The 19,961-nt window shown below is 68.8% G+C and carries 15 protein-coding genes; 8 read left to right on the forward strand and 7 right to left on the reverse strand.

Annotated features, from left to right (window positions below):
- The first annotated feature begins 13 nt into the window (after nt 1–13).
- Nucleotides 14–646, forward strand: coding sequence for an MlaC/ttg2D family ABC transporter substrate-binding protein (locus tag ACYQ7X_RS04960; RefSeq protein ID WP_459695744.1), 633 nt, complete (start codon nt 14–16; stop codon nt 644–646).
- Nucleotides 647–808: 162 nt separating this feature from the next.
- Nucleotides 809–1,582 (forward strand): Bax inhibitor-1/YccA family protein, encoded by a 774-nt coding sequence (locus ACYQ7X_RS04965; protein ID WP_459695745.1) that lies wholly within the window; start codon nt 809–811, stop codon nt 1,580–1,582.
- 99 nt (nt 1,583–1,681) lie between these two features.
- On the opposite strand, the gene ACYQ7X_RS04970 is transcribed toward ACYQ7X_RS04965, so the two are convergent.
- The 5 genes from ACYQ7X_RS04970 to ACYQ7X_RS04990 all read right to left on the reverse strand — a co-directional run bounded on the left by ACYQ7X_RS04970 (nt 1,682) and on the right by ACYQ7X_RS04990 (nt 9,373).
- Nucleotides 1,682–2,233 carry a CarD family transcriptional regulator gene (locus ACYQ7X_RS04970; RefSeq protein ID WP_459695746.1) on the reverse strand — a complete coding sequence of 184 codons (552 nt, stop codon included), beginning with the start codon at nt 2,231–2,233 and terminating at the stop codon, nt 1,682–1,684.
- A gap of 346 nt (nt 2,234–2,579) precedes the next feature.
- Nucleotides 2,580–4,724 carry a hypothetical protein gene (locus tag ACYQ7X_RS04975; RefSeq protein ID WP_459695747.1) on the reverse strand — a complete coding sequence of 715 codons (2,145 nt, stop codon included), beginning with the start codon at nt 4,722–4,724 and terminating at the stop codon, nt 2,580–2,582.
- Nucleotides 4,724–7,480, reverse strand: a complete 2,757-nt coding sequence (locus ACYQ7X_RS04980; protein ID WP_459695748.1) for a DUF4159 domain-containing protein — start codon at nt 7,478–7,480, stop codon at nt 4,724–4,726. The genes ACYQ7X_RS04975 and ACYQ7X_RS04980 overlap by 1 nt, the downstream gene beginning before the upstream one ends.
- On the reverse strand, nt 7,477–8,358 hold the full coding sequence (locus tag ACYQ7X_RS04985) for a DUF58 domain-containing protein (protein WP_459695749.1): 882 nt from the start codon (nt 8,356–8,358) through the stop codon (nt 7,477–7,479). Before ACYQ7X_RS04985 ends, ACYQ7X_RS04980 begins: the two co-directional genes overlap by 4 nt.
- The gene (locus tag ACYQ7X_RS04990; protein WP_459695750.1) at nt 8,348–9,373 is read right to left on the reverse strand and encodes an AAA family ATPase; all 1,026 of its coding nucleotides are present in this window, start codon (nt 9,371–9,373) and stop codon (nt 8,348–8,350) included. Before ACYQ7X_RS04990 ends, ACYQ7X_RS04985 begins: the two co-directional genes overlap by 11 nt.
- Nucleotides 9,374–9,561: 188 nt before the next feature.
- Between ACYQ7X_RS04990 and ACYQ7X_RS04995 the strand changes: the two genes are divergently transcribed.
- The 4 genes from ACYQ7X_RS04995 (at nt 9,562) to ACYQ7X_RS05010 (ending at nt 13,890) form a co-directional block, all read left to right on the forward strand.
- Nucleotides 9,562–10,170, forward strand: a complete 609-nt coding sequence (locus ACYQ7X_RS04995) for a DUF1285 domain-containing protein (RefSeq protein WP_459695751.1) — start codon at nt 9,562–9,564, stop codon at nt 10,168–10,170.
- Nucleotides 10,167–10,808 (forward strand): CoA pyrophosphatase, encoded by a 642-nt coding sequence (locus tag ACYQ7X_RS05000; protein ID WP_459695752.1) that lies wholly within the window; start codon nt 10,167–10,169, stop codon nt 10,806–10,808. The genes ACYQ7X_RS04995 and ACYQ7X_RS05000 overlap by 4 nt, the downstream gene beginning before the upstream one ends.
- Before the next feature lie 289 nt (nt 10,809–11,097).
- A complete protein-coding gene (locus ACYQ7X_RS05005) occupies nt 11,098–12,780 on the forward strand; it encodes a purine-cytosine permease family protein (RefSeq protein ID WP_459695753.1) in 1,683 nt (560 codons plus the stop codon).
- 66 nt (nt 12,781–12,846) lie between these two features.
- Nucleotides 12,847–13,890: an aliphatic amidase gene (locus ACYQ7X_RS05010; RefSeq protein WP_459695754.1), complete on the forward strand. Its 1,044-nt coding sequence runs from the start codon at nt 12,847–12,849 to the stop codon at nt 13,888–13,890.
- 63 nt (nt 13,891–13,953) lie between these two features.
- On the opposite strand, the gene ACYQ7X_RS05015 is transcribed toward ACYQ7X_RS05010, so the two are convergent.
- Together ACYQ7X_RS05015 and fmdA are read right to left on the reverse strand one after the other, a co-directional pair.
- Nucleotides 13,954–14,286, reverse strand: coding sequence for an FmdB family zinc ribbon protein (locus ACYQ7X_RS05015; RefSeq protein ID WP_459695755.1), 333 nt, complete (start codon nt 14,284–14,286; stop codon nt 13,954–13,956).
- Between the two features lie 4 nt (nt 14,287–14,290).
- On the reverse strand, nt 14,291–15,523 hold the full coding sequence (gene fmdA / locus ACYQ7X_RS05020; protein WP_459695756.1) for a formamidase: 1,233 nt from the start codon (nt 15,521–15,523) through the stop codon (nt 14,291–14,293).
- A 154-nt stretch (nt 15,524–15,677) separates the two neighbouring features.
- On the opposite strand from fmdA, the gene ACYQ7X_RS05025 reads away from it, so the two are divergent.
- Nucleotides 15,678–19,040, forward strand: a complete 3,363-nt coding sequence (locus tag ACYQ7X_RS05025) for a hybrid sensor histidine kinase/response regulator (RefSeq protein WP_459695757.1) — start codon at nt 15,678–15,680, stop codon at nt 19,038–19,040.
- Nucleotides 19,024–19,953, forward strand: coding sequence for a response regulator (locus tag ACYQ7X_RS05030; protein WP_459695758.1), 930 nt, complete (start codon nt 19,024–19,026; stop codon nt 19,951–19,953). Before ACYQ7X_RS05025 ends, ACYQ7X_RS05030 begins: the two co-directional genes overlap by 17 nt.
- The last annotated feature ends 8 nt before the right edge of the window (nt 19,954–19,961 follow it).

Below are 19,961 nucleotides of genomic sequence, written 5' to 3' on the forward strand. Positions count from 1 at the left end.
CGTGGAGACGACGATGTTCATTCGACGACGCCTGTTCGCCGCCTTGGCTCCGGTCCTGGCTCTTGCCATCGCGCTCGGCGGTGCCGCACCCGCCAAGGCTGCGGATGTCGCGGCCGCGCGGGATCTCATCAAGTCCACCGCAACCAACCTTCTTCAGGTCGTCAATTCCTCCCAGGCCAATGCTCAGAAGCAGGCCCAGCTCCGCCAGCTGGTCGATGCCAATGTCGATGTGGACGGGGTGGCGCGCTTCGTCCTCGGCCGTTTCTGGCGGGTAGCGACGCCGGCGCAGCGGGCTGATTATATGGCGACCTTCCGCCAGTTGCTGGTCTATGCCGTGGCGGCGCAGGCGAGCGGCTTCCAGGGGGCGAGCTTCAAGATGGGGCAGGCGCAGGCGCAGGCAGCCGGCGTCGTCGTCGATACCCTGGTGAGCGTTCCGGGCAAACCGACGGCGACGGTGCAATGGGTCGTCGGCGATGTCGCGGGGCAGCCCAAGATCGTCGATATCCTGGCCGAGGGAACGAGCCTGCGCATCACCGAGCGTAACGATTATGCCGGGGTCATCTCCCAGCATGGCGGCAAGATCCAGCCGTTGATCGACGCGATGCACCAGCAACTCGCCCGTTTCAAGGCGAATGCCTCCGGCTGAGGGCGGAGCCAAGGCGGCAAGGCCGAAGCAGCCTTGCCGGGCGGGATTTTCAGCCGCCCCAATTGTTGCGAAAATGTATGATGGATTTAGCTTGATCCAAGCAAAGAAGCCGCCAGAATAGGGGCAAGCCGTTTTCACGGTCTATGCAAGGATTTTCCGACAATGGCTTATGGTCCTGACTTTCGAACCTACCGCGGTGCTTCCGTCGCGGCGCCAGCGGCGGTCGTCGATGCCGGGCTGCGCGCCTATATGCTGCGAGTCTTCAACTGGATGGCCTCCGGCCTGCTGCTGACGGGCATCGTCGCCTTCGGCATCGCCAGCACGGATGCGATCAACATCCTCTACCCGACGGTGCAGAGCGCCCAGGGCTTCCTGGTGCATAAGCCCTCCGCCCTCGCTTATGTCCTCATGCTCGCGCCGCTTGCCTTCGTCATGGTGCTGAGCTTCGGGGTCAACCGCCTCTCCCGCACCGCCGCCCAGGCGCTCTTCTGGGTCTTCGCGGCGGTGATGGGCGCGAGCCTGACGAATATCTTCCTGGTCTTTACGCAGACCTCGATCGTCACCGTCTTCTTCATCTGCGCCGCGACCTTCGCCGCCACCAGCGCCTGGGGCTATCTCACCAAGCGCGACCTGACCGGCCTCGGCAGCTTCATGATGATGGGCCTCTTCGGCATTATCATCGCCGCGGTGGTGAACTTCTTCGTGCAGTCGAGCGCGCTGCAACTCGGCATCAGCATCATCGGCGTGCTGGTCTTCACCGGCCTCACCGCCTACGATACGCAGCGGATCAAGAGCGACTATATCCAGTACGGCTATGCCTATGATCAGGAGATGGCGGCCAAGCGCAGCGTCTATGACGCGCTGAACCTCTACCTCAACTTCATCAACCTCTTCCTGATGATGCTGCAGATCCTGGGCAACCGGAACAGCAACTGAGAGAGTGGCCGCCTCTGCGGATGCGGCAAGGGCGGGGAGCGCAAGCTCCCCGCCCTTTTTCATGCCCTATCTCTGCCGCCGGCAGCCTCGTCCGGCGTGTCAGAGCGTCTTGAGGAAGTCGTTCAGCTTGGCCGCCGCGGTCGCCTTGTCCGTCCGATCCAGCGCCGCGAGTTCGGCTGCCAGGCGGTCCATCGCCGCCTCGTAGATCTGCCGCTCGCTGAAGCTCTGGTCCGGCTGGCCGGAATTGCGGTGCAGATCGCGCACCACCTCGGCAATCGCCAGCGGATCGCCGGAATTGATCTTCGCCTCGTATTCCTGCGCGCGGCGGGACCACATGGTCCGCTTGATGCGCGCCCGCCCGCGCAGCACGTTCAGCGCATCGTCGAACAGCTTGCGGGTGGCGAGCTTGCGCAGCCCCGCGGTGCGGGCCTTGGCGACCGGCACCCGCAGCGTCATACGGTTTTCCTCGAAGGTGATGTGGATCAGCTCGAGCTTATGGCCGGCGATCTCTTCCACCGCGATCCGCTCGACCTTGCCGACGCCATGCGTCGGGTAAACCACGTAATCGCCCTCGGCGAAGGCTTCGGCCTTGCCGCTCGGCGCCGGCTTGGCCGCTTTGGCGGGGGCGGCGGCATCATCCTCCAGCATCATGGATCCGGATGCGTCGGGAGAAGAGACAGTCATGGGCAAAGCCTTCCGCGAATAATGTCACAGGAAAACCCGGCCGCTCGCGCAAGCTCCGTGCCTATCACGCCCCGCGGGGCGCAACGCTCAGGCTATGCAAGCGCCGGGTGAGTTCGGTCGATCGGGAAGCAGGCGGCAGCAGCCAGCATCGGGATCGGCGGATATTGTCATGGAGGATCCACCTATCACAGATGTGGCCGAAAGTCATGCTTGATCAGCCAAGGGCGACCCTGCCTTGCCGACGCTGCGGAAGGTGGGCGAACTCCGCCGAGCCTGACTGCCTCGTTCGGACAAGGGGCCAAGCGCCCGCGCTCTAGCCGCGGCTCTCGCGCCGCCAGGCGATCAGCAGCACCAGCATGAGCAGCGGCAGCGCCGCCCAGCCGGGCATCAGCGGGGTGAGGGAGATCCCCGTCGTCACATGCGCGTCGTTGCGACGAAGGCCGATCCAGCCCGGCCCGCCGGCGACTGCGCCGGGCCCGACCAGCCGCAGGGCCGGTGTGCCGCCGGCCAGCAGAAAATGCGCGCTGCCATGGGTCGCCGCGATGACCGGCGCCGCCTTGCTCGCCGTCGCCCGCAGATCCCGCCATTCCGGCGGATCGGCGGTATCGGAGGCGGCATAGGCGGTATGGGTGCCGTCCGTCACAGTCCAGAGCCCGGGCTCCGTCAGCGGCAGGCTGAGTGTCGCCTCGCCGGGGGCCGCCTGCTGCAAGTCATAGGCATGGGAGGCGCCAGATGGGTCCGTCACGGTCACCCGCGGCGGCGGCCCGGCCGCCAGCTGGCGATGGTCGATCATCAGCCGATCCGCCACGATCGTCGCGGTCAGCCGGTTCTCGTCGAGCGCGGGCTCCTTCATCAGCCAATGGGCCAGCCGCCGCAGCAGCTCCGCCTGCGGGCCGCCGCCATCATGGCCGCGCGCCCAGAGCCAGATCTGGTCCGAGAGCAGAAGGCCGACCCGCCCCTTGCCCACCCGGTTGAGGATAAGGAGCGGGCGCCCTTCGGCCCCTTTCATCAGTACCTGGCCCGTGCTCTGCCCGACATCGATGAGCCGATACCAACGCCCCCAGCCGGGGGTGGCGCTGCTCCCCGCGCCGGGCAGCGCCGCGGTCACCGGGTCGCGCAGGCCGAGCGCGGTCAGCGCCGGGCGGAAGGGGGCGATGGTGATGCCATTGCCGGAGGTGAGCTGCGCCTCGGCCTGCGGCTGGTCGGGGAAGCCGATGCCGGTATTGGCCGCCGCCCCGCCCACCGGCTGGGCCGGCAGGATGGCGGCGAGCGGGGAGCGGGCGAGAGAGCCAGGGCCCGCGAATTCCGGCCCGGCCTCCAGCAGCAGCGCGCCGCCCGCCCGCACGTAGCGGGCGATATTGGCGAGATAGGTATTCGGCAGGATGCCCTGGTTCTGGAACCGGTCCAGAATGATCAGGTCGAAATCCTTGATCTTCTGCTCGAACAGCTCCTGCTCGGGGAAGGCGATCAACGCCAGCTGGTTAAGCGGCGTCAGATCGTCCTTCTCGGGCGGCCGCAGGATGGTGAAATGCACGAGATCGACCGCCGGGTCGGATTTCAGCAGCCGCCGCCAGGCCCGCTCCCCTGGGTCCGGCTGGCCCGAGATGAGCAGCACCCGCAGCCGATCCCGCACGCCGTTGATGGTCACGATCTGCTGGTTGTTGATGCGGGATGCCTCGCCCGGCAGGGTCGAGGCGCTGAGCACGATGACGGACGGGCCCTCCCGCGTGATCGGCACGGTGATGCTCTGCGGCGCTCCCACCGGCACCTCCGCCTCGGCGATCGTCCGGCCATCCCGCCGGATGGTCACCGAAGCCTCGCCGCCCGGCGGCGCCGGGCCGAGATCCTCGACGACGTAGCGGATTTCGGCCGTGTGGCCGACGACGCCATAGCGCGGGGCAGCGAGCAGGCGGAGCCGCCGGTCGGTCTCCTCTCCGCGTGCCGGGATGAGCAGGTGGAAGGGCGCGGTGAAGCCGGGCTTGGCCGGCACATCGGCGATCTCGCCATCGCTCAGCGCGATGACGCCGGCAAGCTGCTCGGGCGGGATATCGGCGAGCGCGCGCTCCGTCGCCGCGAAGAGGCGGGTGCCGTCCGCCCCCTGCTCGGGCAGGGTGATGGTGCGAAGCTGCAGGCCGGGGATGGCGGCGGCCTCCCGCGCCAGGCGGGCCCGGGCGGCATCCTCGATCCCGGCGCGGCCCCGGATGCTGGTGGAGCCGCTATGATCGACGACGAGAAGCGCGATATCCGGCCGGCCCTGCCAGTGCTGACGCACCAGCGTCGGCCCTGCGAGCCAGCCGAGCAGCAGGCCGAGCAGCAGCAGCCGCCACCACCGCCCCGGCACCCGGCGCAGGAAGCCGATGGCGACGAGCAGCAGGCCGGCGAGGCCGAGGGTGGCGAGCAGCCAGGGCGGAAGGGCCGGCGCCCATTGCAGGCCGGTCACGATGCTGGCGGTGCCCATCACTGGCCCATTCGCTGCAGGATCGCCGGCACATGCACCTGGTCCGCCTTATAGGTGCCGGTCAGCGCATACATCACGAGGTTCATGCCGAAGCGGTAGGCGTAGAGCCGCTGCTCGTCCCCGCCCGGCAGGGTGCCGTAGGGGAAGGTGCCGTCAGATGCCATGTCCCAGGCGGCCACCCAGTCGTTCGCGCCGATGATGATCGGGCTCACATCGTCGTTGCCGGCCTCCGGGTTGCGCGCGACCCAGACCGGCGCGCCGACATAGCGGCCCGGGAAGCTGCGCAGCAGGTAGAAGCTATGCGAGAGGACGTGCCGCGTATCGAGCGGGGCGAGCGGCGGCACCTCCAGCCCCTGCACCGCCTGGCGCAGCGCTGCCTCGGCCCCCGGCTGTAACCCCGCCCCGGTGCCGGCGTCGCCGCTGTCATTCCCCTCGGTGTCGATCAGCAGGATGCCGCCATTGGCCATGAAGCTGTTGAGCGCGGCGATCGCGGCGGCGCCGAGCGGCGCGTCGCCCGGGATCACCGGCCAGTAGAGCAGCGGGTAGAAGCTGAGATCGTCCTTGCCGGGCACGACGCCGACCGGCGGGCCGAGGATCGCGGCCGAACGGCTGGTGACGAAATTGGCGAGGCTCGCGAGGCCATCGCGGGAGAGCTGATCGACCGCGCCATTGCCGGTGACGACATAGGCGAGCGTGGTTTGCAGCGCCGCCCGCGGCACGGCGCGCTGCGCGGCATGCGCCCGGCCGGCCGGCACCGCGGCGGCGGCGCCAAGCCCGAGGCAGAGCGCGAGGAGGGCGAGCGGCGGGCGCTTTGGCGCGCCGAGCGGGCCGCGCCCGGCCGGGCGGCGGAGCGCGCCACGCAGCAGCAGGCTCGCCGCGAGATCGAGCAGAAGCAGGATGAGCGCGGCGGCCACGAGATCGGGGCCGAGCGCCCGCTCCCGCATTCCGGCGCCAATGGCCTCCACCCGCGCGCCGCTGACCGGCGGCGCCGCCTCGAGCGGCGGCAGCAGGCTGCCGAGGTTCAGCGCGCGACGATCCTCCGCCCGCCCATAGAAGCCCGGCGGATGCCGCGGCCCGATGACGGCATGGGCGAAATCCGCCGCCGCCAGCGGGCTTGCGGCGCCGGCTGGGGGGTTGAGGCTGCCATAGCCGTCGAGCAGGGAGAGCGGCGGCAGCCGTGCCGTGCCGTCGCTCAGCGCAAGCCCGCTGGAGAGGCGGATGAGCCGATCGAGCATCGCTGGAAAGAGGCCGGAGAGCGGCAGGCTCGACCAATCCGCATCCGCCGTGACGTGGAACAGCACGATACGCCCGCGCCCGAGCGGCGCGGAGGAGACGAGGGGCGTGCCATCCCGCAGGCTGGCCCAGATGGCCGCACCTCCGAGGGAGGCAGGATCGGCGAGCAACTGCCGCTTGACGGTGACATCCGCCGGCACCGCGAGGCCGGCGAAGGGGCTTTCGGGCGGGAAGGGGGCCAGCGGCTCGGGCTGGTTCCAGGAGAGCGCGCCACCGAGCGACCGGTCCTGCGCCAGGAGCCGCACGGGCAGCAGCGGGTCCGGCGTTTCGGCCATGCGCGGCCCGGCGAAGCGGATGAGCAGGCCGCCGCGCTCCACGAAGCGGCGCACGGCGTCCTGCTCCGCCCCTGCCGGCAGCGGCTGGTCGCTCAGGATCAGAGCGGAGAGCGGCTGGGCCAGCACCGCGGCCAGGCTGCCGTGGCGGAGATCGACATCGGGGCCGAGGGCGCGGTTGAGGTAATAGAGCGGCCCCACCAGCGGCGCATCGGCGGCAGGGCCCGCGGCGGAGACAAGGCCGACCACGCGCCGCCGCCATTCGCCATCCATCAGGAAGGTGCGGCCGGCGCCCGGATCGCCGGCGAGGCGCAGGGTGGTGACGGTATTGGCGAGCGCGACCGGCAGGGCGAGCCGCGCCGCCGCCTTGGCCGCGCCGGCAGCGATGGTCGCGCCGACGCTGCCGAGCACCCGCCCATCCGCCCCTTCGGCGAGCAGCGTGAGGCGGCGCGGGCGGCCGAGCGGCAGGGTTTCGATATGAAGATCAAGCCGGCCATCGACGAGCGCCGGCGGCCGCAGGAGGAGCGGCGGCGCGGCCGCCCGCAGATCGGTAACCGTGCCGCCCGCGGCGCGGGCGCTGGCGGCCAGAGCGGCGCGGAAGGGCGCCTCGCCCGGCCCGGCGCGCAGCCCGTCATCGATGAAGAGCAGCGCGGTCCCCGGCGCGTGCCAGCCGGCGAGCGCGCGGCGATCGGCCGCGCGATCCGGCGGCCAGGGCAGGGGGGCGAGGGCGGCGAGCCGCGCCGCCGCCGCCGCCGCCGGCATCGGTCCCTGGATCGCGGGCGGGTGGCCATCGGCGCTCGGCGCGGTGGGTAGCAGGGCGACCGCCCGGCCCTGCCGCCCGGCGGTGACGATCGCATCATGGGCGGCGGCGGCGCGGGCCGCCCAGTCCGGCGCCGTGCTCCAGCTATCGTCGAGCACGAGCAGCAGCGGGCCGCGCCCGGCGGTGCCGCGCGCCGGATGCAGGATCGGATTGGCGAAGCCGAGGATGAGGCAGGCGAGCGCCAGCAGCCGCAGCAGCAGCAGCCACGGCGGCGTGCGCTCGGGCGATTCGCTGCGGGCCTCCAGCCCCATCAGCAGATGCAGCGCCGGGAAGCTCTGCCGGCGCGGGGCGGGCGGACTCGCCCGCACCAGCCACCAGAGCAGCGGCAGGGCGAGCAGGCCGAGAAGCAGCCAGGGCGCGGCCAGGATCATTGCGGGGCGAGCGCCTCGTAGAGGGCGAGAAGGGCGGCGGCGGGGCTATGATCGGTGCGATGCAGGGCGGCGGACCAGCCGGCGGCGCGGGCGATGGCGCCGAGGCCGGCGATCTGATCCGCGAGCCGCGCCTGATAGGCGCTGCGGATCTCCTCCACTTTCGGCGCCAGGAACTCCGCCCCGCGGAGCAGCCGGCCGAGCCCTTCGAAGCGCACGCGGCCGCGGAAGGGCAGATCGACCTCCGCCGGGTCCAGCACCTGCAGGATATGGCCGGAGACCGGCAGCCCCGCGAAGCCCTGCACGGCGGCGCGCAGCGCCGGCAGCGGCTCCAGGAAGTCGCCGATCAGGATGAGATGGGCATGGCGCGGCAGGCGGGTGAGGGGCGGCAGGCTCGCCTCCCCGCTGCTCGCTGCGAGCAGATGCGCGATCGCCGGCAGGGCGGCGCGGCCCATCGCGGGATGCGGCGGCGCGCCGAGCAGACGGACATGCTCGCCCCCGCGCAGCATGAGGGCGGCGAGCGCCAGAGCGAGCAGCACCGCGCGGTCCCGCTTCGGTGCCTGGCCGCGCGAATGCCAGCGCATCGCCTCGCCATCGGCGACCCAGAGATAGGCGGTCTGCGCCGCTTCCCACTCCGTCTCGCGCACGAAGAACCGGTCGGACCGTGCGCTCTGCCGCCAGTCGATGCGTTGGGCGGCATCGCCCTGCACGAAGGGGCGGTATTGCCAGAAGCTGTCGCCGCGGCCGGTGCGGCGGCGGCCATGCACCCCTTGGGCGACGGAAGCCGCCACCCGTTCGGCGGCGAGCAGCAGGGGCGGCAGCCGCTCGCCAAGCGCCTCGGCCGCCAGCGCCGCCGTGCCTGGGCCGCCCTCAGCCGCCAATGCGAGCGACCATCGCGGCGATGATCGCGGGCAGGGTGACGCCCTCTGCCCGCGCGCCGAAGGAGAGCGCCATGCGGTGGCGCAGGACAGGCGGGGCAAGGGCCGCGACATCGTCGAGGCTCGGGGCGAGACGGCCGTCGAGCAGGGCGCGCGCGCGCGTCGCCAGCATCAGCGCCTGGGCGGCGCGCGGCCCGGGCCCCCAGGCGACGTGATCGCGCACGAGGGCCAGGGAGGAGCCGTCCGGCCGCCCCTCCCGCACCAGGGTGAGGATGGCATCGACCACCTGATTGCCGATCGGCATCCGCCGCACGAGGTCTTGCGCTTCCGCGAGATCGCCGGGGCTCAGTACCGCCTCGGCCTCCGCCGCCTGCGCCCCGGTGGTGGCGAGCAGCATCGCCCGCTCCTCCGCCCGGGCGGGATAGGTGAGGTCGATCTGCAGCAGGAAGCGATCAAGCTGCGCCTCCGGCAGCGGATAGGTGCCTTCCTGCTCGATCGGGTTCTGTGTCGCCAGCACATGGAAGGGGCGTGGCAGTGGCCGATCGTGCCCGGCGACCGCGACATGGCCTTCCTGCATCGCCTGCAGCAGCGCCGATTGCGTTCGCGGGCTCGCGCGGTTGATCTCATCAGCCATCAGCAGCTGGCAGAAGACCGGCCCGGGGATGAAGCGGAAGGCGCGGCGGCCGCCCTCGCCCACCTCGTCCAGCACCTCGCTGCCGAGGATATCGGCCGGCATCAGATCGGGGGTGAATTGCACCCGCCGGGTTTCGAGGCCGAGGGTGCGGCCGAGGGTATCGACGAGGCGCGTCTTGCCGAGGCCGGGAACGCCGACCAGCAGCACGTGCCCGCCGGAAAACAGCCCGGCCAGCGCCTGCTCCACCACCTCGTCCTGGCCGAAGATGATCCGCCGGATTTCGCCGCGCAGCGCCGCCAGACGTGTGGCGAGCCTTTCGGCGCGCGCCAAAATCTCGTCGGGCGCATTGCCGTGGTGGCCGGGTCGTCCCATTTCAAAAGGCATGGCATTCCTAAGCGAAGAGCCCATTATGCGGCGGGGAACCTGTCGGGCGGATCACCCTACCTATACTTGATGGAGAGATGAAAGTCGGCTCAGGAAAGTGTGGGCAGCAGGGGTGGCCTGCAATGGCGCGGCACCCGGGCAGGTTTGGATAGAGGGTCGAGGCTGTGGCTGGTGAGGATCGGAACCAAGTGGCGCCGGCGGCGGCGGTGATGCCGATGGCGGGCGGAAGCGGGGCGGAGGTGATGGGCGCGGGACGCCGGCCGCGGCCGATGGCGGCGGGCGGGCGGCGCCCGGCGGAATGCGGCGACCTGCCCTTCATCATCAAGCGGGATGGCACCTGGCTCTACAAAGGCACCGTGATCGGCCGCAAGGAGCTCGTCTGCCTCTTCGCGAGCGTTCTGCGGCGGGAGGGCGATGGCAGCTTCTGGCTCGAAACCCCGGCCGAGCGCGGGCGTATCGTGGTGGAGGATGCGCCCTTCGTGGTCGTCGAGATGAACTGGACGGGCGCCGAGAGCGCGCAGGTGATCACCTTCCGCACCAATACCGACGAGATCGTGACGCTCGACCTCGATCATCCGCTGCGCTTCATGGATGGCGCGGCGAAGGAGCCCAAGCCCTATGTCCGGCTGCGCGCGGGCGAGGGCGAGTTCCCCATCGAGGCGCGGATCAGCCGGCCGGTCTTCTACGAGTTGGCAGCCCTCGCCGAGCCGCAGATGGTGCGTGGCCGGATGATGCTCGGCCTCTGGAGCAGCGGCGTCTTCTTCCCGCTCGGAGAGATGCCCAAAGACGAATCGTGACGCGCGCGGTGGAGCAGCACGAGCGGCCGCCAGCGGCGCGTGGGGCGGAGGCGTGGGCCGCGCTCCTGCGCCGCGCTTTGGCGGGCCCCGGCGCGCAAGGGCGCGGACGAGACGGCGGGGCGGCAGAGACCACGGGCGGGCGCCAGGCGGCGGTGCTGGTGCCGATCATCCTGGAGGCGGAGCCCCGCATCCTGCTGACCCGCCGGGCGGACCATCTCCGCCATCACGGCGGCCAGGTGAGCTTCCCCGGCGGACGGATCGAGCCCGAGGACCCGAGTCCGGAAGCGGCGGCGCTGCGCGAGGCCTGGGAAGAGGTCGGGCTCGACCCCGACCGCGTGGAGGTGATCGGCCGACTGCCGCGCCGGGCGACCGGCACGGGCTTTATCGTCACCCCCGTGGTCGGGCTACTGCCGCCCGGGCTCGGCCTGCGCGCCGATGCGATGGAGGTGGCGGCGATCCTTAGCCTGCCGCTTGCCGTTCTGCTCGATCTGCGCCACCCGAGCCCGCGGCGCATCCGCCTCGCCAGCGGCGAGACGCGGGAGGATTGGGTCTGGCCGCATGAGGAGCACCAGATCTGGGGGGCGACGGCGGCGATCCTGCTCACGCTCGCCGAACGGCTGCGCGCCGACGGCGCCTGACGCCGGCGGGCAGGATCACCCTGCCCGATCGCGGATGCGGGTCTCTTTCGGGGGTTGCGCGACCTCCGACAACGGGCGATCCGGTGCTGCTTGGCTGCCGTGACTGCGCAAGCGCGGCGCGGCCGCGGCGCCAGCAGCCTGCCCGAGGGGAGACGGCATACGCAGTTCTCCTTATGCGCGGGGCGGAGTGACGGATTCAAACCGCGCACCCTTCTCTGATCAGATGCCCGCTGCGAACCGGCGAAGACCGATACCCGGTCGGGCCGCCCCATTGCAGAGGAGGTCATCGATGTCCGTTACTGCGCAGCCGGGAGGTGCCGCGGGCACGCCCCGGCGGAAATTCAACAGGCTCGTCGCCAACCCGGTCTTCGAAGACTATTCGCTGCGCTATGCACCGAAGAGTTTTCGTACCTGGTCGCAATATGCGGTGTTTTCCGCGGCCCTCGGCGGTATCGCCTATCTCGCCGACCAGGCGATCGGCGGCTCGCTCGCCGTGCAGTTCGGCTTTGCCAATGCCTTCTGGGGCATCATCGCGGCCGCCGTCATCATCTTCCTCACCGGCATCCCGATCGCCTATTACTGCGCGCGCTACAATGTGGACGTTGACTTGCTGACCCGCGGCGCCGGCTTCGGCTATCTCGGCTCCACCATCACCTCGGTCATCTACGCTTCCTTCACCTTCATCTTCTTCGCGCTCGAAGGCTCCATCATGGCGCAGGCCTTCAAGCTCTACTTCGGCATTCCGCTGCCGATCGGCTATGCCCTCGGCTCGCTCATCATTATCCCGCTGGTCGCCTTCGGGATGACGCTGCTTTCGAAGCTGCAGGTCTGGACACAGCCGATCTGGCTGCTGCTGCTCTTCTCGCCGCCGGTCGCGGTGCTGATCGCCGATCCGCACGCGCTCTCCAACTGGGCGAGCTTTGCCGGATCATCGCCGAGCGGCGCGGGCTTCAACCCGCTGCTCTTCGGTTCGGCCGCGGGTATCGCGCTGTCGCTCATCGCCCAGATCGGCGAACAGGCGGATTATCTTCGCTTCATGCCGGACAAGACGAAGAAAAGCTCCTTCGGCTGGTGGCTCGCCGTGCTCGGCGCCGGCCCTGGCTGGGTTATCCTCGGCGCGCTGAAGCAGCTCATGGGTTCCTTCTTCGCTTCCGTCGCCGTCGCCCACGGCACGCCGCTCGCCGCCGCCAACGAGCCCATCCAGATGTATCATGCGGGCTTCACCTATATCTTCGGCGCGGGCTTCGCGGCGCTGACGGTCGCAACCTTCTTCGTCATCCTCTCGCAAATCAAGATCAACGTTACCAACGCCTATTCCGGCTCGCTCTCCTGGTCCAACTTCTTCTCGCGCCTCTTGCATGTGCATCCCGGCCGTGTCGTCTACATCTTCTTCAACGTCGGCATCTCGCTGACGATGATGGAGCTGAACATGTTCTCGATCCTCGGGCACATCCTCGGCTTCTATTCCAACGTCGCGGTCGCCTGGATCGGCGCGGTGACGGCCGATCTCGTCATCAACAAGCCGATCCTCAAGCTGAGCCCGTCCTATGTCGAGTTCAAGCGGGCGCATCTCTACAACTTCAACCCGGTCGGATTCGGATCGATGGTCATCGCCTCGATCATTGCCGTGCTCGCCTTCTTCCATGTCTTCGGCGCCTATGCCGCTGCCTACTCCGCCTTCATCGCGCTCGGGCTCTCCTTCGTTCTCTCGCCCATCATCGCCATTCTCACCAAGGGTAAGTATTACGTCGCGCGTGATCCGAACTATCATGCCGGCGTCAAGCACGACACGCTGAGCTGCGTCTCCTGCGGTTTCGAATACGAGTCGATGGACATGACCGGCTGCCCCTTCCACCAGGGCAATATCTGCTCGCTCTGCTGCTCCCTCGATGCCGCCTGCCATGACCAGTGCAAGAAGCCGCATGCCGATCCGGTGCTCTCCTTCGGCACGCCAGCCGATCTGCATCGCTGACCGGAACTCGGCTTCGCCCGCCCGGATGATCCGTCATCCGGGTATCTTTCCCCGAAAGGACGCAAGATGCTGCATGGAGATATCTCCGCGAGCGCCGATACCGTCGGCGTCGCGGTCGTCAACTACAAGATGCCCCGCCTGCATACCAAGGCAGAGGTTCTCGAGAATGCCCGGCGTATCGCTTCCATGATCCCCGGCATGAAGCTCGGCCTGCCGGGGCTCGACCTCGTCGTCTTTCCCGAATATTCGACGCAAGGGATCATGTACGACCCGGGCGAGATGATGGAAACGGCGGCGAGCGTGCCGGGCGAGGAGACCGATATTTTCGCCGCCGCCTGCCGGGAAGCGAAGGTCTGGGGCGTCTTTTCCATCACCGGCGAGCGGCATGAGGAGCACCCGCGCAAGGTGCCCTATAACACGCTCGTCCTCATCAACGATCAGGGCGAGATCGTGCAGAAGTATCGCAAGATCATGCCCTGGGTGCCGATCGAGGGCTGGTATCCGGGCGGGCAGACGCATGTCTCCGTCGGGCCCAAGGGCATGAAGATCAGCCTCATCATCTGCGATGACGGCAACTACCCCGAGATCTGGCGGGATTGTGCGATGAAGGGGGCCGAGCTCATCATCCGCTGCCAGGGCTATATGTATCCGGCCAAGGAACAGCAGGTGCTGATGGCCAAAAGCATGGCCTGGGCGAACAACGTTTATGTCGCGGTTGCCAATGCGACGGGCTTCGATGGCGTCTATTCCTATTTCGGACATTCCGCCATCATCGGCTTCGATGGCCGCACGCTCGGCGAATGTGGCGAGGAGGAATACGGCATCCAATATGCCGCGCTCTCCAAGTTTCTCATCCGCGATGCGCGGCGGAACATGCAGTCCCAGAACCATCTCTTCAAGCTTCTGCATCGCGGCTATACGGGCATGGTCAATTCTAGAGAGAATGAGCCGGGCCTCGCCGTCTGCCCCTTCGATTTCTACCGCGAATGGGTGACGGACCCCGAGGCCGCGCGGGCGCGCGCCGAAGCGTTGACGCGCCCGACGCTCGGCACGGCCGAATGCCCGATCGAGGGATTGCCCAATGATGGCCTGGCCGAAGCCGCAGACTAGGCGGCAGGCTCTACGCGGATGGTGGCCGCCCTCGATCTTGGCGCCCACCCTCTCTTTGTTGCGTCAGTGACTGATCATCCAGGGGCGGCTTGAGGGGAAGCTTTTGGCGGCGGCCGGCGCATCGGCAACGCGGCCTTTGCTCCTGCCGCAGCAGCCGCAGCCGGGCGGATGGCGCCCGGTTGCGGCTGTGGTTGCCGGCGCGTGCGCGCTCTGCTCGTTCACCCCATGGGCCCGCCGCCGGTGCCCCTCCATCGTCGCGAGATGCGGGACGGTGAGAAGCGCGCGCGGCGCGCTCCTACCGCAAGCGGGGCAATCCATCGCCGCATCGAAGAGCGCCATCGGCCGCTCGGCCGTGAAGGCTCCACAATCGGCGCAGAGATAATCGTAGAGCGGCATGGCGTCAGAGATCCGGCGAGAGCGGCAGGTCCACGCCGCCCATGTCGAAGGGCGAGGGGCCGGCGGCCGAGGGCATGATATCGAATTCGAAAATCTCCGTCGGCAGGTAGAGCGTGGCGCAGGCATTGGGCACATCGACGATGCCGGAGACATGGCCCTGTACCGGCGCCGTGCCGAGGATGGAATAGGCCTGCGCGCCGGAATAGCCGAACTTCTTGAGGTAGTTGATGGCGTTGAGGCAGGCCTGCTGATAGGCGACGAACATATCGAGGTAGTGCTGGCCGCCGGCATCGTCCACCGAAATACCTTCGAAGATGAGGTAGTTCTGGTAGTTCGGCTTGATCGGGCTCGGCTTGAAGATCGGGTTCTTGATGCCGTATTTGGCCATCCCGCCCTTGATCAGGGAATGGATGCCGAGATGGATGAAGCCCGGCATTTCGATGGCGCCGCAGAAGGTGATCTCGCCATCGCCCTGGCTGAAATGCAGATCACCGACCGAGAGCCCGGCACCCTTGACATAGACCGGAAAATAGACTCGCGCCCCGCGCGAGAGATCCTTGATATCGCAATTGCCGCCGTGCTCGCGCGGCGGCACCGTGCGCGCGCCGGTGGCGGCCGCCGCATCCCGCGCCGCGCCCGTCATGCGGCCCATATGCGCCGTCGCCGCGAAAGGCGGATTGGCCAGCCCCGGCACCCGGCCCGGATTGGTCGCGATCAGCGCCGCCTCGCGCGCGTTCCAGGCTTCGAGCATCGGCCGGTCGGGCAGGCAGCCGATGAGGCCGGGATGGATGAGCCCGGCAAAGCTCACGCCCGGAATATGGCGCGAGCGGGTGAACATGCCGCTGATGTCCCAGATCGATTTCTGCGCCTGCGGGAAATAGTCCGTCAAAAACCCGCCGCCATTCTTCTTGGAGAAGAAGCCGTTGAAGCCCCATTCGTTGCCGGGCAGCACGCCAATATCGAGGAAATCGACGACCAGAAGATCGCCGGGCTCGGCGCCTTCGACCTCGACGGGGCCGGAGAGATAATGCACCGTCGTCAGGTCCACGTCACGAACGTCGTCGGCGCTATCATTATTCTTGATAAATCCGCCGGTCCAGTCATAGCATTGCAGGATGAAATCGTCGCCCGGCTTCACCTTGGCGACCATGGGAATATCCGGATGCCAGCGATTATGCAGCATGTCGTTCTCCAAGGGCGAAGCCTTGAGATCGATCTCGATCAGCGTCTCGGGCATGATGCCTCTCCATCAGGCAGCGTGGTTGCGGGAAACGGTCTGCGCGCCAAGGCTCGGAGGTTCGGGAATCTGCTGCGCGAGCGGAATACGGAGGAATGCGTATGCGCCTCCGCCGTCTCGACAGGTAATCTTCTGGCTCTGGCCCAGGGATGACATGGCGTTCCGACAGAGAATTTCCCCCGTCCATCGCTCCTACAACCAATTCGTCGCCGATGAGACGATGGAGGATTACGCGCTGCGCTTCACGGCGCGCGCGGCGCGGCGGTTTTCCGCTCCCCGCGTCGCCCATACCGCTTGCGGTGCTACCTCCTTTCTCGCGCTCGAAGCGCTCGGCGCCGCGATCACCCTGCAATTCGGCACGCTGAATGCGCTGGCCGCGATCCTCGCCGTCGGGCTGCTCATCGCCATCACCGCCGCCCCGATCGCCTATGTCGCGGCGCGCGCCGGCGTGGATATCGATCTGCTGACGCGCGGCGCCGGCTTCGGCTATATCGGCTCTACCGTCACCTCGCTCATCTATGCCTCGTTCACCTTCATCTTCTTTGCCCTCGAAGCCTCGATCTTCGCCGATATGCTGCGCGAGGTCTTCGGCATTTCGTTGCATTATGGATACGTGCTGACCACCCTCGGCATCATCCCGCTCGTCGCCTACGGCATCACCTTCATCAGCCGCCTGCAGGCCTGGACGCAGCCTGTCTGGCTGCTGCTCAACTTCCTGCCGCTCCTGTTCCTCGCCTGGCATCCCGCTCTCGCCCCGGCCTGGCTGCATTTCGCCGGCACGCATGGGCCGGGCTTTTCCTGGCTCGCCTTTGGCGCCGCCGCCTCCGTGCTCGTCTCGCTCATCGCGCAGATCGGCGAGCAGGCGGACTACCTCCGCTTCCTGCCCGAGCCCGAGCCCGGCCGGCATCTGCGCTGGTGGCTGGCGCTGATCGTCTCGGGCCCGGGCTGGATCCTGCCCGGCCTCGTCAAGCTTCTCGCGGGGTCGCTGCTCGCCGTGCTCGTCATCGCCGGGGGGGCGACCGGGGCGCAGGCGACGCAGCCGATCGCCCTCTATCGCGCGGCCTATAGCCTCGCCCTGCCGCCGCACGCCGCCTTGCTGGCGGCCGCCCTGCTCGTCGCTGTCGCGCAGACCAAGATCAACGTGACGAATGCCTATGCCGGCTCAATCGCCTGGTCGAACTTCTTCTCCCGCCTCACCCATCGTCATCCCGGCCGCGTCGTCTGGCTCGTCTTCAACGCGATGATCGGTCTCCTGCTCATGGAACTCGACATCTACCGTTCGATCCAGCCGATCCTCGCCTTCTATTCGGTGCTTGCCTGCGGCTGGATCGGCGCCATCTTCGCCGACCTGCTCTTCGTCAAAGGCCTCGGGCTCGGCCCGCGGGCGATTGAGTTCAAGCGCGCGCATCTTTACGACATCAATCCGGTCGGCACCGGCGCCATGCTGCTCGCAACGCTCGTGGGCGGGCTTTCCACCGCGGGGCTGATCGGCGCGGCGCCGAAAGCCTTCGCGCCCTTTCTGGCGCTGGCCGTGGCGCTGCTCGCCGTGCCGCTGCTGGCGGCGGCGACGGGCGGGCGCTTCTACCAGGCGCGCCGGCCGCGGCGGGCCTGGGCCGCAATGGGGGCGCGGGTCTGCGGCGTCTGCGGCAACGCCTTCGAGCCGCAGGACATGGCGCATTGCCCGGTCTATGCCGCGCCCATCTGCTCGCTCTGCTGCACGCTCGAATCCCGCTGCCATGATGCCTGCAAGCCGCATGCGCGCTACGGCGCGCAGCTCAGCGCGGCGCTCGAATGGGCGCTGCCGCCGGCGCTCCGCCGCCGGCTCGATCCGGCGCTGCTGCGCTTCCTGGGCGTCTTCGGCCTCACCTTCCTCGTCTTCGGGGTGATCTTCCTCGCCTTCTACTGGCAGGCCTCGCATCAGCATCCGGGCATGGGCCGCGTGCTCGCCGGCGCCTTCTGGCGCGTCTTCGTCTGCATCCTGCTGGTCGCCGGTGTCTCGGCCTGGCTCCAGGTTCTGGCGCGCGACGCGTCTCGCGCCGCCGAGCTTGAGAGCCGGCGGCAGACCCAGCTGCTGCTCTCCGAAATCGACGCGCACCGGCGGACGGATGCGAAGCTCGCCCGCGCCCGGGAGGTGGCGGAGGCGGCCAATATCGCCAAGACGCGCTTCATCGTCGGTGTCAGCCACGAGCTTCGCACGCCGCTCAACGCCGTGCTTGGCTATGCCCAGCTGCTGGAGACGGATGACAGCATTCCCCCGCCGCGGCGGGAGAGCATCAGCATCATCCGCCGCGGCGCCGAGCATCTGCACAGCCTCATCGAGGGGCTGATGGATATTTCCAAGATTGAGGCCGGGCGTATCGAGATCGAGCGGCGGGAGGTGAACTTCGCCGAATTCCTCGATCAGATCTCCGCCATGTTCCGCCTGCAGGCGGCGGCCAAGGGGCTCTCCTTCCAGTTCGAGGCACCGCCCAACCTGCCCGGCACGGTCTTCATGGATGAGTTGCGCCTCCGCCAGATCCTCATCAACCTGCTTTCCAACGCGCTGAAATTCACCAGCCGCGGAGAAATCCGCCTGGCCTTGCGCATTCCGGGCCAGGTCATGGAATTCGAGGTGAGCGATACCGGGCCCGGCATCCCGGCCGCCGATCTGGCCCGCATCTTCGAACCCTTCGAGCGCGCGGCGACGGCGAGCGTGCCCGGGATCGGCCTCGGCCTGACCATCACCAAGCTGCTGGTCGAAATCCTCGGCGGGCAGATCTCGGTCGAAAGCCAGCCGGGCCTGGGCAGCCGCTTCAAGGTGCAGCTGCTGCTCTCCCCTGGCCGGCGCGTGCCCCTCGAACTCCGCCGGCCGCAGCGCATCATCGGCTATCATGGCCCGCGGCGCACCATCATCGCGGCCGAGGACAATGCGGTGCACAGCGCTTTCCTGCAGCAGGCGCTGACCCCGCTCGGCTTCACGCTGCTCATCGCCCAGGACGGGCCGACCTGCCTGCGCCTGGCGGCCGATTGCCCGGCCGATCTCTTCCTGCTCGACCTCTCGATGCCGCAGGCGGAGGCGCCGGAGCTGGACGGGCTGGAACTCGGCCGGCGGCTGCGCGGCGGCTGGCACCAGAAGACGCCCATCGTCATGCTCACCGCGCATGCCCCGCAGCTCAGGCTGGGGCAGGGCGCGAGCTACGATGCGGTGCTGCCGAAGCCCGTGAACCTGCACAAGCTGCTCGAAACGATCGGCCGCCACCTCCAGCTCGATTGGATCATGGAGCCGCTGCCCGGCGCGCGCGCGGAAGGCCAGGGGCGGGATCGTGCGGCGGCCGCGCTCCGCCCGCATCTCGCGGCGCTGCGCGATCTGGCCCGCATCGGCTTCGTGCGCGGCCTTGAGGAATCACTCGCGCGTCTCGCCGTGACGATCCCCGAAGCGCGGGGGCTGGTCGAGGAACTCGCCGGGCTCCTCGCCGGGCTGCGCCTCCCCGAGTTCATCGCGACGCTGGAGGAACTCGACCGTGACCTTGCCGCCTGATACCGGAGCCCGCCCGACCATCCTGGTGGTGGATGATGAGCCGGCGACGCTCCGCTTCCTCGTCGATGCGCTGGAGCCGGCGGGCTTCAACGCGCTCGTCGCGCTGCAAGGGGAGATGACGCTGACCCTGCTGGAGCAGGTGACGCCGGATGTCATCCTGATGGATGCGCGGATGCCGGGGATCGACGGGTTCGAGACCTGCCGGCGCCTCAAATCCCGCCCCGGCATGGCGCTGGTGCCCGTCATCTTCATGACCGGCCTGACCGATACCGAAAGCGTGGTGGCGGGGCTACAGGCCGGCGGCGTCGATTACGTGACGAAGCCCGTGGTGGCGGGCGAACTCATCGCCCGTATCCGCGTCCATCTCGCCAATGCGCGGATCGCGCTCAGCACCCAGGCGGCGATGGATGCCTCCGGCCGCTACCTGCTCGCGGTCACGCGGGAAGGTCTGCTGCGCTGGGCGACCCAGAATGCGATGCGCCTGCTTGGCGATCTCGCGCCCGGCATGCCGCTTCCCGAGGAGGTGCGCGCCTGGCTCGCTCTGCGCGCGCGTGATCCGCACGCGGCCCCGCCCCTCGTCTCGGTCAGCGGGATCGGGAGGCCGGAGGCGGGGCGGCGGCTTGATTTCGCGCTCCTCGGCCAGATGGGGGAAAACGAGTTCCTGCTGCGGGTGGTGGAGCAGGATAGCGGGCAGGAGCTGGACCGGCTGCAGGCCCGGCTCAAGATCACGCGGCGGGAGAGCGAGGTGCTGCTCTGGCTCGCCCGGGGCAAGGCCAATCGGGAGATCGGGCAGATCCTCGATGTCAGCTACCGCACGGTGAACAAGCATCTGGAGCAGATCTACCCGAAGCTCGGCGTCGAGACGCGCACCGCCGCCGTCGCCATGGCGGTGCGGGCGCTCGAACTGCAATAGGCGAGGGG

This window comes from Acidisoma sp. C75, assembly GCF_054665095.1.

Bases quoted from the DNA above. Each gene is read 5' to 3' on its own strand.
- ACYQ7X_RS04960 (WP_459695744.1), top strand. From the start codon at position 14: ATGTTCATTCGACGACGCCTGTTCGCCGCCTTGGCTCCGGTCCTGGCT.
- ACYQ7X_RS04965 (WP_459695745.1), top strand. From the start codon at position 809: ATGGCTTATGGTCCTGACTTTCGAACCTACCGCGGTGCTTCCGTCGCG.
- ACYQ7X_RS04970 (WP_459695746.1), bottom strand. From the start codon at position 2,233: ATGATGCTGGAGGATGATGCCGCCGCCCCCGCCAAAGCGGCCAAGCCG.
- ACYQ7X_RS04975 (WP_459695747.1), bottom strand. From the start codon at position 4,724: ATGGGCACCGCCAGCATCGTGACCGGCCTGCAATGGGCGCCGGCCCTT.
- ACYQ7X_RS04980 (WP_459695748.1), bottom strand. From the start codon at position 7,480: ATGATCCTGGCCGCGCCCTGGCTGCTTCTCGGCCTGCTCGCCCTGCCG.
- ACYQ7X_RS04990 (WP_459695750.1), bottom strand. From the start codon at position 9,373: ATGCCTTTTGAAATGGGACGACCCGGCCACCACGGCAATGCGCCCGAC.
- ACYQ7X_RS05005 (WP_459695753.1), top strand. From the start codon at position 11,098: ATGTCCGTTACTGCGCAGCCGGGAGGTGCCGCGGGCACGCCCCGGCGG.
- ACYQ7X_RS05010 (WP_459695754.1), top strand. From the start codon at position 12,847: ATGCTGCATGGAGATATCTCCGCGAGCGCCGATACCGTCGGCGTCGCG.
- ACYQ7X_RS05015 (WP_459695755.1), bottom strand. From the start codon at position 14,286: ATGCCGCTCTACGATTATCTCTGCGCCGATTGTGGAGCCTTCACGGCC.
- fmdA (WP_459695756.1), bottom strand. From the start codon at position 15,523: ATGCCCGAGACGCTGATCGAGATCGATCTCAAGGCTTCGCCCTTGGAG.
- ACYQ7X_RS05025 (WP_459695757.1), top strand. From the start codon at position 15,678: ATGGCGTTCCGACAGAGAATTTCCCCCGTCCATCGCTCCTACAACCAA.